Here is a 17,184-nt window from a genome sequence, read left to right as displayed (position 1 = left end):
CTGGACACCGGTTGGTGCCGTGACGCTTAACCCCGAACGCGACTCAGTCGTCGAGATGGCGTCGATCAGCGCAAATAAACAGCCTCTGGCTGCATGAGTGAGGCGACAACTTGCTTGACGCGCGCCGTAGCACCTGAGGCGCCTGTTCATCGAGCCATGTTCGCAATGCATCAAGCAGTGGCACGCTGTGCTGCTGGCGCAACCGGTATGTGTGGTCAACGCGCGTTTCGCCTTGCGGCGGATCGGCTTTGGCCAGCGTCTCGACCTGGTACAGCGCCTTGAAGCATTCCAGTGCCTGCGCTGCGCGCCCGGGTTTCTTCATGCCCTTGAGCGCGTCGACGAAGGCCCGACGGGCGTGAGCCAGGCAGCCGAAGTGGGTTGGTCCTTCGAGCGTACGCCTGGCGGCGTATCCGTCCGTCATCAGCAGATCTTCATAGCCGGCGAGGAATGCCTGAGGATATTCCTGCCCCCGCCCCGGCTGATAGTCGAACAGTACGACCGGCTCCGCACAGTCTTCGGCACTGCGGTAGACCCACATATACGATGTGCTCTGCGCGGTCTTGCCGGGCTCCTTGAGCACCTGCACCGTCGTCTCGTCACCGTGGATCAGCGCCTGCGCCAGCAGCGTCCTGCGCAGCGCCTCATACAGCCGGCCGTAGTGCCGCTCAGCGGGCCGGATGATCCAGTTCGTCAGCGTGCCGCGTCCCACGTCGATGTTCGCGCGCGCCAGCGCGTGAGCCATCCGGTATAGCGGTGTCCCATCGACATACTTGCCCGCCGTGACGGTGGCGATCATCGCCGCACTGGCGTTGCTACCCGGCAGCGGCTGCGCGGGCATTGGGGCGGTGATCACCGGCGTACGTTCAGCATGGCGTTCGCAGTGGCGGCAAGCGTATTTGAAGCGCACGTGCTGCAGCACGGACGCCTTCGCCTCGATGTGCAGCTGTTCGCTGAGCTCTTCGCCCATGCGATGCAGGGCGTGCGCGCAGCATGGGCAGACCTTCTGGTCTTCGGGCAGGTCGTATTCGATGCGCTGGCGTGGCAGGTGCGCGGGCAACGGCTTGCGTCCGCGTTTGCCGGGCGTCGGCGCAGGCACATCCGGCAGGCCCGTGTCGGGCAGCGCGAACGGGGCGTCGACATCGGCGTCGTCGCCGCCAGCTTCGGTGTCGGCGATCTGTTCAGCCTCGTCAAAGACGCGATCCCTGAGCTTCTCGCTGGCTGGAGCAAAGCGTTTGATCTGCGCCAGGCGAAACTGCTCCTCCAGTTGGGCAATGCGTTCGCCCAACTGCCGGTTTCGTGACTCGAGCTCACGGATATAGGCCTGGGCTGCCGGCGGCAGTCGGGAGAAGTCATCTTCGTTCATGCTGCTCAAGATAACGAAGTCTGGCGCCCAATGGTTACTGCTGCATCAATGGCGGCCACTTCCGGCCTGAATAGGCTATACCGTGCCTTCGCCGGGCGCTTACCATTCTCAATCCAGCCCGTCGCATCCTTCGCGCCGACGATAGTTGAATTGATCCAGATGTGGCTGACGCCGGCTGAGTGCGGGCATGGTTGACGAGCGCCTGGGGAAAACGTTAGGTGTGCAATCCGGTATCTTCGCAATGCACCGCCAGGACTGCGTTCCGGGTTACGTTGCAGCATGCAGTCCAGACATGTTCCGCATTCTCCTCGTTGACAGTTCGGTTCTGCTTCGCTAAAAATGTCGTCAACTGACATATCAGTTGACGACAATGAGGCGACAAATGCGAAAGGCAACAATCGATGTTCGGGCGGTTGATGATCTTGAGTGCGACGTTCTGGTGATAGGCGGGGGCGCAGCCGGCGTTGCTGCAGCCGTGACTGCGCGACGCCAGGGGCTCGAAGTGATACTGCTGGAGCGCTACGGTTTTTGTGGAGGAGGTGCTGTGGCCGGGCTCTCAGGGACCGTCTGTGGCATGTATCTCGCTACCGACCGCTCAGCCGCAAAGCCCGAGGCCGTCGTCTTCGGCTTTGCACAGGAGTTTTGCAAAATACTGGAGGACCGCGGAGGACTTGGCGCGCCGCTGCGCTACGGGAAAACCTGGACCCGCGTTCACGACCCTCTCGTGTGGCGCGACGCGGCCGACGCGCTGCTGAGCGAATCTGGCGTCAAGGTCATCTATCACGCGATCGCGTCCGGTGTCCTGCTTGACGGGAACGAGCGCGTCGACGGCGTCACGGCGTGGACCAAGCAGGGGCCGTTGACGATTCGCGCGCACATCACCGTCGACGCAAGCGGGGACGCCGATCTGGTTGCGATGGGCGGCCTGGACAGTTTCGTAGGCGATGAAGGTCGTGTGCAGAATCCGACCATGATTTTCCGGCTGCAAGGCGTGGATGTCGCACGTTTCACCGCGGCTTACGGTGACGACACCATCATGGGCCAGGCGATCTCGGCGCTGCTGCATGCACGTCATGAGGCTGGCGACGATCTTCCCCGCTCGAAGATCTGGCTCTTCCCGACGACCCGACCGGGTGAATTGCTCTGCAACTGTACGCGGATTACGGGCAGCGACGGGCGCGAACTCAATCCACTCTTCTACGACGACTTCACGGAAGCCGAACTGAACGGCCGGCGTCAGGTGCACGCCTATGCCCGCTTCCTCAAAGGGTATGTGACCGGTTGCGAAAGCGCCTTCATCAACGACACCGGCGTTCAGGTGGGCGTGCGCCAGACACGGCAGGTGGAAGGCGTCTCGAAGCTGATGAATGCCGACGTCGTCAGCGCCCGGAAGTTTTCCACAGGTATCGCACGCTCGCCATGGCCGATCGAACTGCACGCCGGCGCGAAACCGAGGGTGGAGTGGGTGCTTGACGACTACTACGAAGTGCCCTACGGCTGCTTCGTGCCTTCCCGTGGAGAGGGCCTGCTCGTCGCCGGGCGCTGTCTGTCCGCCGAGCATGAGGCAGTGGCTTCCGCGCGAGTCACTGCTCAATGCTTTTCCTACGGCCACGCGATCGGTCATGCCGCAACGCTCGCCGTCCGTCAGGGGATCGAACCGCGCACTTTGGAACCACAGGCGATACGGGACGCACTTGAGCGGGACGGCGCACGTCTGCAGTGAACCTGGTCAATCAATGAAGCGTAAATGGAGAGTATGTAGATGATCATCGTAAATATCGGGCATGTTCGTCAGTTGACCCTGAATCGGCCCGCGCGGCGCAATGCACTCGACGGCGCCTCGATCGAGGAACTGGGGCAGGCGCTGCAACAGGCCGACCGGGACCCGGACGTGCGTGCCATCGTCGTGTCCGGCGCTGCACCGGCGTTCTGCTCCGGCAGCGACCTGAAGGAACTCAGCACGATGTCGATCCAGCAGATGTGCGACTCGGAATCGGAGACCGCCCGAGTCGCAAGGTCGATTGCAGCGCTGTCCAAACCGGTGATAGCCGCTGTCGAGGGGTTCGCGCTCGGTGGCGGTTTCGTTCTCGCCATCTCGTGCGACGTCGTGGTGACCGCAGCCAATACGCGCTGGCATCTTCCCGAGGTGCCGAACGGCTGGTTGCCGCCGTGGGGGCTGCAATCGCTGCTTGCCCGCGTGGGTCCCGTGCGTGCGCGACTTCTGACGTGGGCAGCGGATCCGATCGACGGCACTGAAGCGCACCGTCTCGGTGTCGCGGACTATGTGAGCCAGCCAGGTTCTGCAGATCAGGACGCAATCGCACTCGCCAGGCGGCTGGCGGCGTTGCCGCCCGATGCAATCGCATCGACAAAAGGTTTTTTTGAGCCCTTCATCACGCTGGACGGCGAGCGACTCGACAGTCTCGCATCCCGGCATTTTGCGAGCAACTGCGAGGGCGGTGCTGCGCAGGCCATCCTTTCGAAATTCAAGGTGAAGTCATGAACAAGATCGTCTCCGCGGTGCAGGCCGTCGCATCGATTCAGGACGGGCAAACTGTCGCGTCGGTGGGGGTTATCGGATGGGTCGTTCCCGATGCTACGCTCGCAGCGCTGGGCAAGCGCTTTCGCGAAACGGCTTCGCCACGCAATCTCACGTTTTATTTTCCTTGCGGTACGGGCGACGCGGTCGACATCCGCGGAATGGACCACGTGGCCCAGGAGGGGCTGATGAAGCGCATCGTTTCCGGGTCCTACATCAACCCGGTCGACCCGCGCACTGGCCAGCGCCCGGCACTGATGAAGCTGATTCAGGAGAACAGGATCGAGGCGTATTCGTGGCCGATCGGCGCCTCGATGCACTGGTTGCGCGAGGTGGCCCGCAAGAGCCCCGGCTATGTTACCCGTGTGGGGATAGGCACCTACGCGGATCCGGAGTTCGGCGGCGGCAAGTTCACCAGTCGCTGCGAGGATGACCTGATCCGGAAGATCCAGCTGAACAATGAAGAAGTGCTGTTCTATCCGAGCTGGCCCATCGACGTGGCTATCATTCGCGCGAGCAGCGCCGACGAGTTTGGCAATCTTTCGTTCGAAGACGAACCGTTAGTCTCGGCCGGTCTCGCACTCGCTCTGGCGGCGAAGGCCAGTGGCGGCCGCGTCATCGCCCAGGTCCGCCGGATCGTGCCGCGCGGCCAGCGGGCGGCAACGTCGGTTCGACTGCCCGGCATGCTGGTCGACGCGCTCGTGGTCGAACCCGACATGATGATGAGCACCGACACGCCGTACAACGAAGCGTATCTGCGCTCGGTCGGCGCAAGTACGGCGCTACCGGCGATTCCCTTTGGCGCCGACAAGGTCATCGCACGGCGCGCGGCGATGGAAGTACGCAAGCATGAACTGTCGATTTTTGGATTTGGCGCCGCAGCCGACGTGCCGCTGGTAATGGCGGAGCAGGGCCTGATCGACCCCGAAACCGGCTCGGACGACTACTGGTTCACGACGGAACACGGCTCCTATGGCGGGATCGTGATGAACGGCTGGCAGTTCTCGGCGAACCTGTATCCGCAGGCGCTACTGGACGGCGTCACGCAGTTCGACGTGATCGACGGGGGACTATGCCGCTTCGCTGCGCTGGCATTCGCTGAGTACGATTCGCACGGAACCGTGAATGTCAGCAAGTTCGGCAAGGTCAACCCAGGGGCGGGCGGTTTTATCGACATCGCCATGAATGCGCAGCGCCTGGTGTTTACGGGTTCGTTCACGACAGGCGGACTCGACATCGCATACGACGCGGGTCGCATGAGGATTCTTAAGGAAGGCAAGGTCAGCAAGTTCGTCCATACCGCGCAGAGCATTACCTATTCGGTGGCGAAGGGCGTGTCGGCCGGGCAAAGTGCGCTGATCGTTACGGAGCGCGCTGTTTTCGAACAGACCGCGCAAGGTCTTGTGCTGACCGAAGTTGCTCCGGGCGTCGATGTGCGCCGGGATGTGCTTGAACAGATGGCGTTCGCTCCGGCTCATATCCTCGACCCGCTGCCGCTCATGGACGCGTCACTGTTCTCCGCCACTACTGGCCATTGCGTCGAATCGGCAGTCGAAGGCTAGAAAATAATCAGGATGGCGTACGTTTCAGCAGTGTGAGTTTCCGTTCAGGTGGGGCGAGCATGGGTGCGAAAGACGATCGCTCCATCGGCCATGGATGAACTTTACGCTGCCGGATTCCGTACGCCCGTTCGCCCCGTTGCAAGGAACAGTTCGTTGCACGGACCTGTTCCGGACAGCTTGAGCATCCTGGTCGCTACGGCGGCTATCGAGGAGACAACCATGAAGTACCGCTGGTTTATCGTTTTCATGCTATTTCTCGCCTGCGCGATCAGCTACCTCGACCGGGCAGCACTCTCGGTCGCCGCGCCGCTCATTGCGCAAGACCTGCATCTGGATGCAGCTCATCTCGGCATCGTTTTCAGTGCCTTTTTTGTCGGCTATTCATTGTTCTGTTTCATCGGCGGTTATGCCGCCGATCGCTTTGGCGCAAAAAGGGTGCTGGTGGTCGCCATCGGCGTCTGGTCGATTTTCTGCGGTCTGACTGCGGTGGCATCGAGTCTCGCGACCCTGCTGGTCATCCGGGTCATCTTCGGTGCAGGCGAGGGGCCATTAGCCACCTGCACGAACAAGGTAATAAGCGGGTGGTTCGAGCGCAAGGAGCAGACCACGGCGGTGGGCTTCGCGAACTCGGGCCTGCAGCTGGGCGCGGCGCTTGCGGGTCCAGTCGTTGGCCTGATGGCAGTTCACTGGGGCTGGCGGATTCCCTTCATCGTGATTGGTGTCATTGGCGTGCTGTGGGTCGTGATGTGGTCAATATTTTCCACGGACCGGCCTGAGGGCAATCGATGGGTTCGGGGTGAAACGTCGCAAGGATCGGGCACAGGCGTGACTCTCCCGGCAGCAGAGTCCGTTTCCCGTGAGCCATTGAGTTTTTATCTGAAAAGTCCGACGATCTGGGCAACCTCGCTGGCCTATTTCGGCTACGCATACATCCTTTATTTCTTCCTGTCGTGGTTTCCCAGCTACCTGATGATGGAACGGCACCTGAGCCTGTCTTCCATGAGCATCGTCAACGTCATTCCATGGGTTCTCGGTTTTGTGGGGATCGCGCTGGGGGGCTTTATCTCCGACCTGATTTATCGCTGGACCGGAAATGCGTTGAAATCGCGCAAGATCGTCATCGTGGCCGGTCTGCTGGTTGCTGCCGCGTGCGTTGCGTGTGCAGGAACGGCGACTAGCGTCGGCGCGGCGGTCGCGCTGATGGGTATTACGGTGTTCTTTATGAACCTCACCCTCAGCGTCTACTGGGCCATCATTCTGGATACGGTTGAGCCGGCGCGAATGGGCGGCGTTGGCGGCCTCATGCACCTGCTCGCGAACACGGCCGGGATTCTCGCACCGATTCTGACGGGCTTCCTCGTGCAATGGACCAAGGTATTCACAAGTGCTTTCATGTTGAGCGGTGGTATTGCGCTGGCAGGCGCGCTCGCCGTGGCCGTGTTCGTGCGATCGCCCCAACAGGTCGCCAGGACACACGACAGCCTGAACGCGGAGATATCCCACCCGCTGACGGATTAGCGATCCTCGCGCACGATGTCTCACTCGCGTGGGCATTGAGCCCAGCGAATTGCGGGCAGCGGATTGCGAACGCAAAGCAGATTTGCGATCGACAGCCACGCGTGTTGCGCGTCGGCGGCTCGAAAGGGCTGTTTGCACCGTTTGAGGGGATGCGGCTCACGAACCGCATCCCCTCGAACGTACCGGTTCAGAAGGTATCGAGCGCAGAGCGGGTGAACCGCTCGATGAACTGCATCAAGGCGGTCGCCGCCGCGGCAGCCCGATCGCCGTCACCCTGTGAGATAGCGTTCAACACTTTGCCGTGCAACTGGGCGCCCTCCACATAGGCGCGATTCTGCCCGATGTGCAGGTACCAGAATCGCCGGGACTGCGCGTGAATGGGCTGCATGCTGGTGATCAGCATGCTGTTGTGGGTGGCGCGGACCTCCGCGTCATGAATCTCCCCACCCGCCCTGATCCAGTCCTCCATGTTTCCGCGTTCGGCTGCTTCGGCCATCACTTTGGCGAGCCTGCGAAGATTGGTTCGCTCCTCCGGCGTCGCGCGCAGCGCGGCCATCCGGACGACGAGTTCCTCGAGCGGCCGCCTGACTTCCAGCAGTTCAAGCTGCTGTCGAATGTCGACGCCGGCAACCAGTGTGCCGCGGCGCGGAAGCATCTCGACGAAGCCGATCTGACGTAGCCGCTGAAGCGCTTCGCGCACGGGGGTTCGCCCCATTTCCAGCTCAACTGCGAGCTGACTTTCCGAGATCATGGAGCCGGGCGGCAAGCGACGGGCGATGATCATTTCCTCGATCTGCGCGAAGGCGACGTCGGCCAGCAACTGTTCGGGCGGATTTATCACTTCAGGTTTGGGAGCATTCTTGACGGAATTGCTTTTTCTCATTGGGGCTATCAGAAACGGTGGACTTGTACGGGTTGCAAGCGGTGCGGCCACGCAATAGCACGGCATACTGGCGTCAGCATACACGCGACCGGTGAGTTGTTCTGATGACGCGTGCCGGTTGAGCAGAATCGCTGGCTGCGCAGGGTGGCGATCGATCTGCTCGCGGACACGGCAACGCACGTGCGCAGTAGAAAGTCTGCGAAAGTGGAATAGTACTCATGGGTGAGAGCCCGATCTGCTTCGATCGGCCAGAAGCGGTCACACGTCCCGACATTCCGGGTGCCTGCTTTAGGCCGCCGGTCAGGAGACGCTGCGCGCTTAACGTCAATGCCCGTAACGGGTCGAGCTGGGCCGACATGCATCGGGCAGTACGCGGCCACGCACGGTCAGCTGTCATAGTCCCATGGATCGTCGGCAATCCGCGTCAGTTTCTTGTTTGCGCCGAACGATGTCCATCGTCAAGATTTGCATAGGAAGCTTTTTTGGTCGCGTCGGGAAACGTGTCATGGTAGCGGTGGCTACTGCGAACCGGAAGATTGAAGCGTCAATACGTGACCACTTCGCGAACTGCCCGCATTGGGAAGCCGCGGTTGTTCGGATCGCCAGTATTGCGACCTGGTGGCCGAAGGCTTGCCGGAAGGCGCAGGAAGATGCCGCCTCCGTGTAGGCCAGGAGCACCTAGGGCGTGCGCCGACCCGATATTCCCAAACTCGGAATCGAATTCTGAACAGAGAGAAATGACGAAAACTGCGATCGGAGCGAGTAGGTAAAAGATGGGGGCCGAACGAGGTAAGCGCGTTGCGCTGCAGGGGATGAACGCGTACCTTGTTCGCCCCCGTGACCGGTAGCACGGCGACGCTGGGCGACGTGATCAAGGCGCACCGCGATCTCCTGCCCCGGCCCCTGGACGTCGCGGTCGACAAAATCTGGGGCTTTACGTCGGAACGCGGCCGGCATCTCATCGAGGGACGCGAGCCGAGCGCCGAAGAGGCAGAGCTCGTTGTCGGGCTGGCGTCGTCGATCGGGGCCTATCTCGCGAAACCCGGCCGATGATCCGCTGCCGGAGCAGCGCGGTGAACGGTTGGCTGCGCTTGCGCGGCCGCACAGGCGCGTCGGGCGGCGTGCGCACGGCGGGATGAGCGAACCGTGACATCCGCGCCCTTACCAGTCAATGCGGTGCTTCTGTTCGGTCTCCCGATGGCGCTGGTCGTCGTCGGCGTGCAGGTACCGGCTCGTGGTCGTCAGCGACGCGTGGCCGAGGTTGTCGCGGATGAGCCGCAGGTCCACGTCGCCATCGGCCATGTGGGAGCCCGCGCTGTGGCGCAGCCAGTGGGCCGAGCCGCGCTCGAGCTGGGCTGCGCGGGCGGCATACTCTTCACCGCGCAGGCGCAGTTTTTCGGCGGCGCCGGCGAAGATGCCCTTGACGATCGTGTGCAGGGCGGCCCGCGTGAGGGGCTTCATGGATTTGCCGAGTGGCAGCACGAGGGGCGTGTCCTCATGCGAGCCGGGCAGCACGGGCAACCCGCGCTCGCGCCGGTATCGTCCAAGTTCGACCATCATCTCGGCGGAGGCGGGCACGAGGCGCTCCTTGTCGCCCTTGCCGGTGACCTCGAGCCACCAGCGTTCATGCCCGTCGGTGTCACGCCGGCAGAAGAAGCGGCCCATCGTGTTGCCGCTGACCTCGGAGATGCGCAGCCCGCCCAGGTACAGCAGGGTGAAGAGCCAGCGCGCGCGCCAGTAGCGTTCGCGCTCGCGGTCTGTCTCGCGCGGCAGGGTGTCGATGGAAATCTTGACCTCGTGCCACAGGTCGCGCTCGAGAAAGCGCGTGACGCGCGGCGCCGCACGCCGTGCGCGCTGGCGTGAGAGCGACAGCGGGTTGCCGGCGAGGTAGCCTGCGCCGACGAGCCACGAGAAAAGGGCGTTGAGGATCACCATGGCCTGGCGCTGGCTGGAAGCGGCGAGCGGCCCGTGGAACGGTCGCCAGCGCGGATCGTCGCGGGCAAACTTGCGCCCGGTGGCGACCCAGCGGGCGCGCGGCTGCGGGTCGGCGAGGAAGCGCTGGTACACGAGCAGATCCTCGTGCGTGAGCGACGACAGCGGCTTGCCAAGCTGGACGATCGCCCACAGCAGCAGTCGTTCGGCTTCCTTGCGGTAGTTCTCGAACGTGGTTTTCGTGTCGGCGACGCGCGCCAGCCACGCGCGAACGGCCGCCAGGTCATCATCGGCTGCGATCTGGCGGTGGCCGGTGGCGCGGTTGACGCCAGTGCGGCCGTCGAGATCATCGGGCAGTTCGAGGACGTCGAGCGGGCGCGGCGCGCTCAGGGCAGTTTTCATGGAGTTTGGGCGGCCTCACGGTGACACGCGACGATGCTCGCACCACCGACATTAAATTTCAACATTATAGGGATAATGTCTAAATTATGGGCATAAATAGTAGATATCTACCATATTACGGCGTAATATCGACGTATTTCCAGCTGCCCGGTTTTCCGCCCATGCCCGACGCCATCCCCGACGAAACCCGCCTCGCGGCCGAAATCGACCGCCTCAAGGCCGAGTTCCCGAAAACCCGCGAGCTGTACCGCGAGGCCTGCGCGCTGCTGTTCTTCCGCTTCGGCGTCGCGCCGACCGCGAACCGGCTCTACCAGCTGGTGCGCCGCGGCAGCATGAGCACGCCCGTCGCCGTGCTCCAGGAGTTCTGGGCGGAACTGCGCGAAAAGAGTCGCGTGCGTATCGAACACGCCGATCTGCCGGAGGAACTGCAGGGCGCCGCCGGCGAACTCGTCGCCACGCTCTGGAAGCGCGCCACGGGGGCCGCGCAGGATGCGCTCGAGGTGCTGCGCGTGGACGTCGAGGAGGTCCGGCAGACAGCCGCGGCGTCGGTGGCCGCGATGCGCGCGGATCTGGAACGCGCGCACACCGCGCTCGAGCAGCGCACCGCGGCACTGCTCGCCGCACGGGGACGCGTTCAGGCGCTCGAACAGGCACAGGTGGCCGCCGAGGCGACGCGCGGTGCGCTCGAAGGCGAAATCGCGCGGCTGCAGCAGCATGGCCGGGAGCGGGATGCCGCGCTCGAACAGGCGCGTACCGACTTCACCGCCGAGCTCGACAAGCAGCAGGCAAGTGCCGAACTCGCGGAAACCCGTCTGCAGGCGGCCGAAAAACGCGCGCTGCTCGAAATCGAGCGCGAGCGCGTCACGAACGCCCGGCTGCAACGCGACGCGGCCGCCGCCGCGCAGCGTGCCGCCCACAACGAGGCAAGTGCCCGCACCGCGAACCAGACATTGCAGACGCAACTGGGCAGTCTGCGTCACCAGGCCGGTGTGCTCGAGGGACAACGCGACGCGCTGCGCGCGAGCCATCACGCCCAGGCGCGGGAACTCGAAACGTTACGGCAGATAGCGGCCGGCACTGGCAATATCGCGCCGCGAAATACGCTACGCGCGGGACGTCCAGCTGGGGCCACGAAGCTGCGTCGCGCGTCCCGCAAGCCCGGCGACCGTTCATGAGACGCGCGGCGCACCAACGACGCTGGCCGCTGTGCCCGGAAATTCCGTCGCTGATGAATTACGGTGAACGGGTGGTGCAGGTGGTGGCCGAGGCGCGCGGCCGGCGCGTGATCATCGAGTCAGTCGACGGGAATGGCCGGCGGTTTCGCAGCGCGGTGAAATGGAAGAATCTCACTGCGCTTGGTGCAGCTTTTCTAGCCCCGCGACTGCGAAACTGGCGTGGTCGGGCGAGTACCAAAAATTGGTATATTATGGGGCGTCCAAAGAGGAGCGCGCCATGCCACGCAATACATCCGTTTCGCTGGGCGACCACTTCGCCGAGTTCGTCGATGCCCAGGTCCTGTCTGGACGTTATGGGTCGGCAAGCGACGTCGTGCGCGCAGGCCTGCGCCTGCTTGAATCGCACGACATGCAGATCCGTGCCTTGCAGGAAGCCCTGAAGGCCGGGGAGGATTCCGGCACGCCCCGTCCGTTCGACAGCGAGGCGTTCCTGACCCGCATGCGGACCACGCATGGCAGCTAGCAGGCGGCAGGTCCGGCTCACGCCGCTGGCCGAGTCCGACCTTGAGGATATCTGGCGCTATACCTCCAGCAACTGGTCCGTGGACCAGGCAGATCGCTATCATCGCGATCTGCTTTCGACAATCGGGCGCTGGCGCGGGGTCTGAAGACCGGACGTATCTGCTCCGTCAGGGCCGGATACTGGCGCTATACAGCCGGATCACATGTGATTTTTTACCAGGACACGGATCACACGCTTGACGTCATCCGTATCCTGCACCAGCGCATGGACGTCGATCGCCACCTGTAGCAGTTGTCCGTATGGCCACGCGCGATCGTTGCGGGCGCAGCAGGTAATGTCGACGCCTACTGTGCAACGTCTGGCGTAGCGCGATGCGACTTCCCGTCGCAGGCTAGCGCTTAGGGGCCGGAGCCCTTTCGGACTTGTATTATTCTAGGCGAAGAGGTACCCGCCTACTATCTCATTAACCCTTGGATGGTCGAACGGAGATAGTCATGAGCCCTTTTCCCCTGATTGAAGTGTCGGATCTGCATACCCGCGCAGGCGTCACACGCCATGGCCATTTCCGGCTGAACCCCGCGCGCCTGGTGGCCCTGCTGCGAAAGCTCTTCGCGGGGCGTCCTCCCGCCTGCGGCTGCCGCTGAACGGGGGTTGATTGTGGACTACACTCTGGCTCTGCGCTTCTTTGCTGTCATGCTGACGGTTCTATGCCTCCCGCTCGCGACGCTCATGGTGCGGCGCGATCCGCTCCCCGCGAGCAGCACGATCCGCATTGATGCCCTGCCACGCGCGCAGTGGCCTGCCATTCTGACGCGTACCGGCATCGGGTTTCTGCTCGCGTCCTTTGTTCTGCTTCTGCTGGCCTGCTGCCTCCTGCTCGACTGACTGTCCTTCAACCGGTCGCCATTGACCGGCGCATGGCACGCATCAGTCCCGCTGCCTGCGGGCGACCCACCGCCGCACGATTCGTGGGGAGCTGGAACCGTTTCGCGCCCCGGGAGGCGGTCGTGGCGTGTCGATGGCACGTACCTGATTCGGTGAATGGCGATCGGCCGGAGACCGTTGCCGACCCACTCCGGCCGGACGGTCCTCTCAAATGCAGCCGTTCAAACCGGGACCAACGATCTGGTCGGTCCCGCTCCGCTAATCCTGCTGTAACTGCTAGCGCGCCCGATTGCTATGGATCATCGCCGCCAGGATATATCCAGCAATTCGCGGATTCTCCTTGATTCGCCGGGTGCTGTAGCCATACCAATCATGACCGTAGGGCACATGACCCTCACGTTAAATCCTTGCGAAAGCAAAGCGTCACGCAGCGGCTCGCACACCCCCAGCAACATCTGGAACTCGAAGCGTGACCTGTCGATTCGCTCGCACTGCAGCCAATTGGAAAGCAGATCGATCAATTGGGCATCGTGCGTTGCAATGCCTACGAACGATCCCGCCTGTATTGCGCTCGAAACGTGCCGAATGAAGTGCGAATTGATCGCGGCCCGATCCCTTGATGCACCGTCGACGAGATGCTCGTTTGTCTCAGCATAAATTCCCTTGCAAATGTGCATGCAGAGCAGGGCCAGGTTGACTGGGCCCATTTTGATCACCTGCAGATCGGGCGCGCGCGCCGGCCGCTCATGGTCTTCGTCATGGTGCTGTCGTGGTCGCGGCAGATCTATCTGCGCTTCTTCCTCGATGCCCGCATGGACAGCTTCCTGGCGGGCCACGCCGGCGCATTCGCGGCGTGGTCCGGATTGCCAAGGATCCTCCTCTACGACAATCTCAGGAGCGCTGTGCTCGAGCGTCAGGGTGATGCGATCCGCTTCAACCCGACGCTTCTCGCGTTCGCCGCTCATCATCGCTTCGAGCCCCATCCAGTGGCAGTGGCCAGAGGAAACGAGAAGGGACGCGTCGAAAGAGCTATCAGGTATGTACGCGAGAATTTCTTTGCCGCGCGCAAGTTCGCCGATCTCGACGATCTGAACATCCAGGCGGCGCAATGGTGCGCGGGCATGGCGGCGGATCGTCCCTGCCGGGAAGAGCCCACGATCACGGTGCGTGAAGCCTTCGCCCGCGAGCAGCCCAGCCTGCTTACGTTGCCGGAGAATCCGTATCCCTGCGAACTGCAACTGGCCGTGAAGGTCGGCAAGCAGCCGTATGTGCGCTTCGATCTGAACGACTACACGATCCCGCACACCCACGTGCGGCGCGTACTCACGGTCCGGGCCGATCCCCGGCAGGTGCGCATTCTCGACGGCGCCGATCTGCTTGCAACTCATGTGCGCAGTTACGATCGCGGCGCGCAGATCGAGATTGCCGCGCACATCGACGCCCTCGTTGCACGCAAACGCGAAGCCCGTCACCATCGCGGCCTCGACCATCTCGCCCGCGCAGCGCCGGCCAGTCACACGCTCATGCTGCGTGCGGCTGAACGCGGCGCCAATCTGAGGCTTGGCCGGGATTCGCAAATACCTGAAGCTTCAGATATTCACGAATCCCGGCCAGGCCTCCAAATGCATTCCGCTAGTTTTGCCGGGCGTCAAAAATCGGACTCGTCCCATTGTTCGCGTCGCCTGAGGCCCGTAATCTCGAAGGTGGCTAGGTTCCCCAAATGGGGACGGCCGCCCGAGCAGTGCACGCTCATTTCCCGCCCTTGCCCCCCGGCAGGGCGGGGCATTTTCGCCGTTGCCTGTTGTGGCATCCGATACGTGCCCGTCCTCATGCCGCGGGCGATTCACTCCAACCTGGCCTCGCGAAACGGCGCGTTGGCCGACAAGCTCCGGTCAATCATGAACCAATTTTCGAAGCCTCATGCGATCGCCCTGCATAGGCGGCATTGGCAACTTGAAAGTCGACGCAAGCCGATTTATCGACCTTCCTAGCGCGCTAGTGCAAGGGACAATTCTGATCCTTAGCTACATCACAAAACTTTCGGTAGAGAAAAAATGGATTTGACCAGTTTCTTTGGCACGCTCGAAAACACTCTAGGCGGCTTTTTACCCAATATCGCGAGTGCACTCGGCATTCTGGTCGCTGGATGGATGGTTGCACTGCTCACTCGCGCCGGGGCCCGCAAGCTGCTCTCTGCGCTCAAGGTCAATCAGCGCATTGCAGACAGCACGAAGCAAGCCACCCAGGTCGAGAATGCCATTGCCGGCGGTCTGTTCTGGCTTGTTCTGCTGATTACCGCCGCCGGGGTCTTCAATGTCCTGAATCTGTACGCGGTCTCTAATCCGTTTTCGCTTCTTGTCACCAAGATTTTGAACTATCTGCCGAACCTGATCGGCGGCACTGTGCTTGCGCTGATCGCATGGCTAATCGCGTCGCTATTGTGCGCGGCGACTGACAGGGGGCTGCGCGCGAGCAAGCTTGACAGCAAATTATCCGAGCTCACCGGCATGAGTCCGACGAACGCGTATGTGTGTAACATAGTCTTCTCGCTCGTCATCCTGTTGTTCATTCCGGCTGTGCTCGCGGCATTCGACCTGAACGGCCTGCTCACGCCTGTACAGGGCATGCTCGACAAGCTGCTTGCGATTATGCCGAATCTCTTCGCGGCCGCTGCGATCGGGACTGTCGGCTGGATTCTTGCGAGGATACTGCGCGGGCTTGTCATCAATCTGCTGGCAGCAGTCGGTGCGGACAAGCTCATTCAGGACGTCGCCGACAACCCGCCCCCCGTGCGGCTATCAATTCTCTTCGGAACCGTGGTTTATATCTTCGTGCTCGTGCCGACACTGATCTCTGCACTTGACGCACTGAAGATCGAAGCAATATCGGGACCCGCCACGCGCATGCTCGATCAGTTTCTGAGCGCCGTGCCGGATATCGTCGCAGCCGTGGTCATTCTGCTGGTGACGTTCTATGTGGCACGCTTCGTCGCAGCACTTGTACAGAAGCTACTAGTGACGGCAGGTGTGGACGGGTTGCCGGCGGTCCTCGGTCTCGACACGGTTCTGTGCGGCCCGTTGCAGCCGTCGGTACTGGCCTCACGACTCGTGTTTTTCTTCGGGATGTTGTTCGCCGCGGTGGAAGCTGCCAATTGCCTAGGCTTTGCCCAGGTCCGCGACATGGTCACGCTTTTTATTGAGTTCGGCGGCCACATTCTCATGGGCATCGTGATCTTGATCATCGGGTTCTGGCTGTCGGGTCTTGCACGGCGTGTGATTGAGCAGGCCAATCGAGAGTACTGCGCGCTGCTCGCCCGCGTCGCGCAATTTGCAATCCTCGGACTTGTGTTCGCCATGGGACTACGCGCAATGGGTATTGCCAACGAAATCGTGCAACTTGCGTTTGCTTTGGTGCTGGGCGCGATCGCAGTAGCTGTGGCGCTGTCGTTCGGGTTTGGCGGACGCGAAGCGGCCGCCAAGCTGCTCGATCGATGGTTCGATACCCGTGGTGACGAGAAGTAGCCGCGCCGGATTTTGAACATTCCCGGCGCCGGACGCTCGATCTGTACTAGCCAAACGTGAACCTATGTGCCCGAACTAGCGTCCAGATAATCAACTGGTTGCGAGTTTCGGTTGAAGCGAACTGACGGCGGTCAACGGAATGGGCAAGTGGGCGAGACCGGCCGCGTCGAGGAGGGGGCGAGGCAGTTTTGTGTTGTCATGGATGCATTTCCGCAGGATGAGGGCGAACGGGATCACGGCGCGCTGCGCCGGACATGAAGCATGGACCTTAACTGCCAGATCAACTACCGCAATAGCGCCGTAGATTGCGGTACCGAATATCTTGGATTTGATTGGTGGGACGACGCTCGCAACGAAGTGCACTTTACGTTCTTCGCATGCGCGCCATACGAGAACATAAGACCGCTGCCAGCAAGAGTCGGCTCGGGCGGTGATGACGTGGCAGTGAGCGACCTGATCGATGCGCTGCTGCTGGTTCGATTGATTACCGACGGCCAAGCTGGCTGACGCGCCGGTCGTCAGCAACGCCGCACAAGCGGCCCTTTGGGAGTCGATAGGACGGGCGAACGGTTGGGTCTCGATGTCGAAGCCAGAGAAGGACGATTACCGCGTTCGACATGACCTGTTGAGATAGATAGAGACCCCATGCTGTCGCGTTGGCAAACCGCTGCTGGGCGCTAGAAAAGCGCAACAGCTCCGTATACACCACTTGGATGTCCCCGCCAAGTTCAAATGTCGGGGTTTGCACTAGATTGAAATGTCCGGGTTTAAGGGTTCCGGCTTTGCTTCTCATGGGTTAAAGATCACGCAGTGTCGAAGACACCGTTCTGAATGGGCAGGGCGCTTACGCCTGTTCCACTGTCTCTTGCAGACCGTCGGCC

General features: G+C 62.2%; 16 protein-coding genes and 2 pseudogenes. 14 read left to right on the top strand and 4 right to left on the bottom strand.

Annotated features, from left to right (window positions below):
- Nucleotides 1–130 precede the first annotated feature (130 nt).
- Nucleotides 131–1,363, bottom strand: a pseudogene (gene tnpC, locus F6X37_RS33575) (IS66 family transposase); the annotation flags it as partial.
- A gap of 382 nt (nucleotides 1,364–1,745) precedes the next feature.
- Between tnpC and F6X37_RS33570 the strand changes: the two are divergent.
- The 4 genes from F6X37_RS33570 (at nucleotide 1,746) to F6X37_RS33555 (ending at nucleotide 6,982) form a co-directional block, all read left to right on the top strand.
- Nucleotides 1,746–3,086, top strand: a complete 1,341-nt coding sequence (locus tag F6X37_RS33570) for an FAD-dependent oxidoreductase (RefSeq protein WP_187614277.1) — start codon at nucleotides 1,746–1,748, stop codon at nucleotides 3,084–3,086.
- A gap of 39 nt (nucleotides 3,087–3,125) precedes the next feature.
- A complete protein-coding gene (locus tag F6X37_RS33565; RefSeq protein ID WP_187614276.1) occupies nucleotides 3,126–3,866 on the top strand; it encodes an enoyl-CoA hydratase/isomerase family protein in 741 nt (246 codons plus the stop codon).
- On the top strand, nucleotides 3,863–5,464 hold the full coding sequence (locus F6X37_RS33560) for an acyl CoA:acetate/3-ketoacid CoA transferase (RefSeq protein ID WP_187614275.1): 1,602 nt from the start codon (nucleotides 3,863–3,865) through the stop codon (nucleotides 5,462–5,464). The genes F6X37_RS33565 and F6X37_RS33560 overlap by 4 nt, the downstream gene beginning before the upstream one ends.
- Before the next feature lie 219 nt (nucleotides 5,465–5,683).
- Nucleotides 5,684–6,982: an MFS transporter gene (locus tag F6X37_RS33555; RefSeq protein ID WP_187614274.1), complete on the top strand. Its 1,299-nt coding sequence runs from the start codon at nucleotides 5,684–5,686 to the stop codon at nucleotides 6,980–6,982.
- 187 nt (nucleotides 6,983–7,169) lie between these two features.
- On the opposite strand, the gene F6X37_RS33550 is transcribed toward F6X37_RS33555, so the two are convergent.
- On the bottom strand, nucleotides 7,170–7,865 hold the full coding sequence (locus tag F6X37_RS33550) for a GntR family transcriptional regulator (RefSeq protein ID WP_187614273.1): 696 nt from the start codon (nucleotides 7,863–7,865) through the stop codon (nucleotides 7,170–7,172).
- 825 nt (nucleotides 7,866–8,690) lie between these two features.
- On the opposite strand from F6X37_RS33550, the gene F6X37_RS33545 reads away from it, so the two are divergent.
- Nucleotides 8,691–8,918 (top strand): hypothetical protein, encoded by a 228-nt coding sequence (locus F6X37_RS33545; protein ID WP_187614272.1) that lies wholly within the window; start codon nucleotides 8,691–8,693, stop codon nucleotides 8,916–8,918.
- Between the two features lie 108 nt (nucleotides 8,919–9,026).
- Here the strand turns inward: F6X37_RS33545 and F6X37_RS33540 are convergent, their stop codons facing one another.
- On the bottom strand, nucleotides 9,027–10,199 hold the full coding sequence (locus F6X37_RS33540) for a tyrosine-type recombinase/integrase (RefSeq protein WP_187614271.1): 1,173 nt from the start codon (nucleotides 10,197–10,199) through the stop codon (nucleotides 9,027–9,029).
- Between the two features lie 161 nt (nucleotides 10,200–10,360).
- Between F6X37_RS33540 and F6X37_RS33535 the strand changes: the two genes are divergently transcribed.
- The 6 genes from F6X37_RS33535 (at nucleotide 10,361) to F6X37_RS33515 (ending at nucleotide 12,782) form a co-directional block, all read left to right on the top strand.
- Complete coding sequence (locus tag F6X37_RS33535; RefSeq protein ID WP_187614270.1) at nucleotides 10,361–11,374, top strand: DNA-binding protein; 1,014 nt, start codon at nucleotides 10,361–10,363, stop codon at nucleotides 11,372–11,374.
- 277 nt (nucleotides 11,375–11,651) lie between these two features.
- Nucleotides 11,652–11,897 (top strand): type II toxin-antitoxin system ParD family antitoxin, encoded by a 246-nt coding sequence (locus F6X37_RS33530; RefSeq protein ID WP_187614269.1) that lies wholly within the window; start codon nucleotides 11,652–11,654, stop codon nucleotides 11,895–11,897.
- Nucleotides 11,887–12,042: a type II toxin-antitoxin system RelE/ParE family toxin gene (locus F6X37_RS37355; RefSeq protein ID WP_262420122.1), complete on the top strand. Its 156-nt coding sequence runs from the start codon at nucleotides 11,887–11,889 to the stop codon at nucleotides 12,040–12,042. The genes F6X37_RS33530 and F6X37_RS37355 overlap by 11 nt, the downstream gene beginning before the upstream one ends.
- On the top strand, nucleotides 11,970–12,185 hold the full coding sequence (locus F6X37_RS37350; protein ID WP_316252022.1) for a type II toxin-antitoxin system RelE/ParE family toxin: 216 nt from the start codon (nucleotides 11,970–11,972) through the stop codon (nucleotides 12,183–12,185). Before F6X37_RS37355 ends, F6X37_RS37350 begins: the two co-directional genes overlap by 73 nt.
- 206 nt (nucleotides 12,186–12,391) lie before the next feature.
- On the top strand, nucleotides 12,392–12,541 hold the full coding sequence (locus F6X37_RS33520) for a hypothetical protein (RefSeq protein WP_187614268.1): 150 nt from the start codon (nucleotides 12,392–12,394) through the stop codon (nucleotides 12,539–12,541).
- A 13-nt stretch (nucleotides 12,542–12,554) separates the two neighbouring features.
- A complete protein-coding gene (locus tag F6X37_RS33515; protein WP_316252021.1) occupies nucleotides 12,555–12,782 on the top strand; it encodes a hypothetical protein in 228 nt (75 codons plus the stop codon).
- Nucleotides 12,783–13,081: 299 nt separating this feature from the next.
- Here the strand turns inward: F6X37_RS33515 and F6X37_RS33510 are convergent, their stop codons facing one another.
- On the bottom strand, nucleotides 13,082–13,459 hold the full coding sequence (locus F6X37_RS33510; protein WP_262420123.1) for a proline dehydrogenase family protein: 378 nt from the start codon (nucleotides 13,457–13,459) through the stop codon (nucleotides 13,082–13,084).
- Here F6X37_RS33510 and istA point away from each other — a divergent pair.
- From istA to F6X37_RS33495, 3 genes and pseudogenes are all read left to right on the top strand, one after another.
- Nucleotides 13,445–14,338 (top strand): annotated as a pseudogene (gene istA / locus F6X37_RS33505) (IS21 family transposase); the annotation flags it as partial. The gene F6X37_RS33510 and the pseudogene istA overlap by 15 nt on opposite strands.
- Before the next feature lie 498 nt (nucleotides 14,339–14,836).
- On the top strand, nucleotides 14,837–16,303 hold the full coding sequence (locus F6X37_RS33500; protein ID WP_187614267.1) for a mechanosensitive ion channel: 1,467 nt from the start codon (nucleotides 14,837–14,839) through the stop codon (nucleotides 16,301–16,303).
- Between the two features lie 261 nt (nucleotides 16,304–16,564).
- Nucleotides 16,565–16,810 (top strand): hypothetical protein, encoded by a 246-nt coding sequence (locus tag F6X37_RS33495; protein WP_187614266.1) that lies wholly within the window; start codon nucleotides 16,565–16,567, stop codon nucleotides 16,808–16,810.
- Nucleotides 16,811–17,184 lie beyond the last annotated feature (374 nt).

The organism is Paraburkholderia sp. 31.1 (genome assembly GCF_014397645.1).
GTDB classification, from domain to species: Bacteria; Pseudomonadota; Gammaproteobacteria; order Burkholderiales; family Burkholderiaceae; genus Paraburkholderia; species Paraburkholderia tuberum.
The sequence above is the reverse complement of the archived record's forward strand: the minus strand, read 5'-3'. Positions and strand labels throughout refer to the sequence as shown.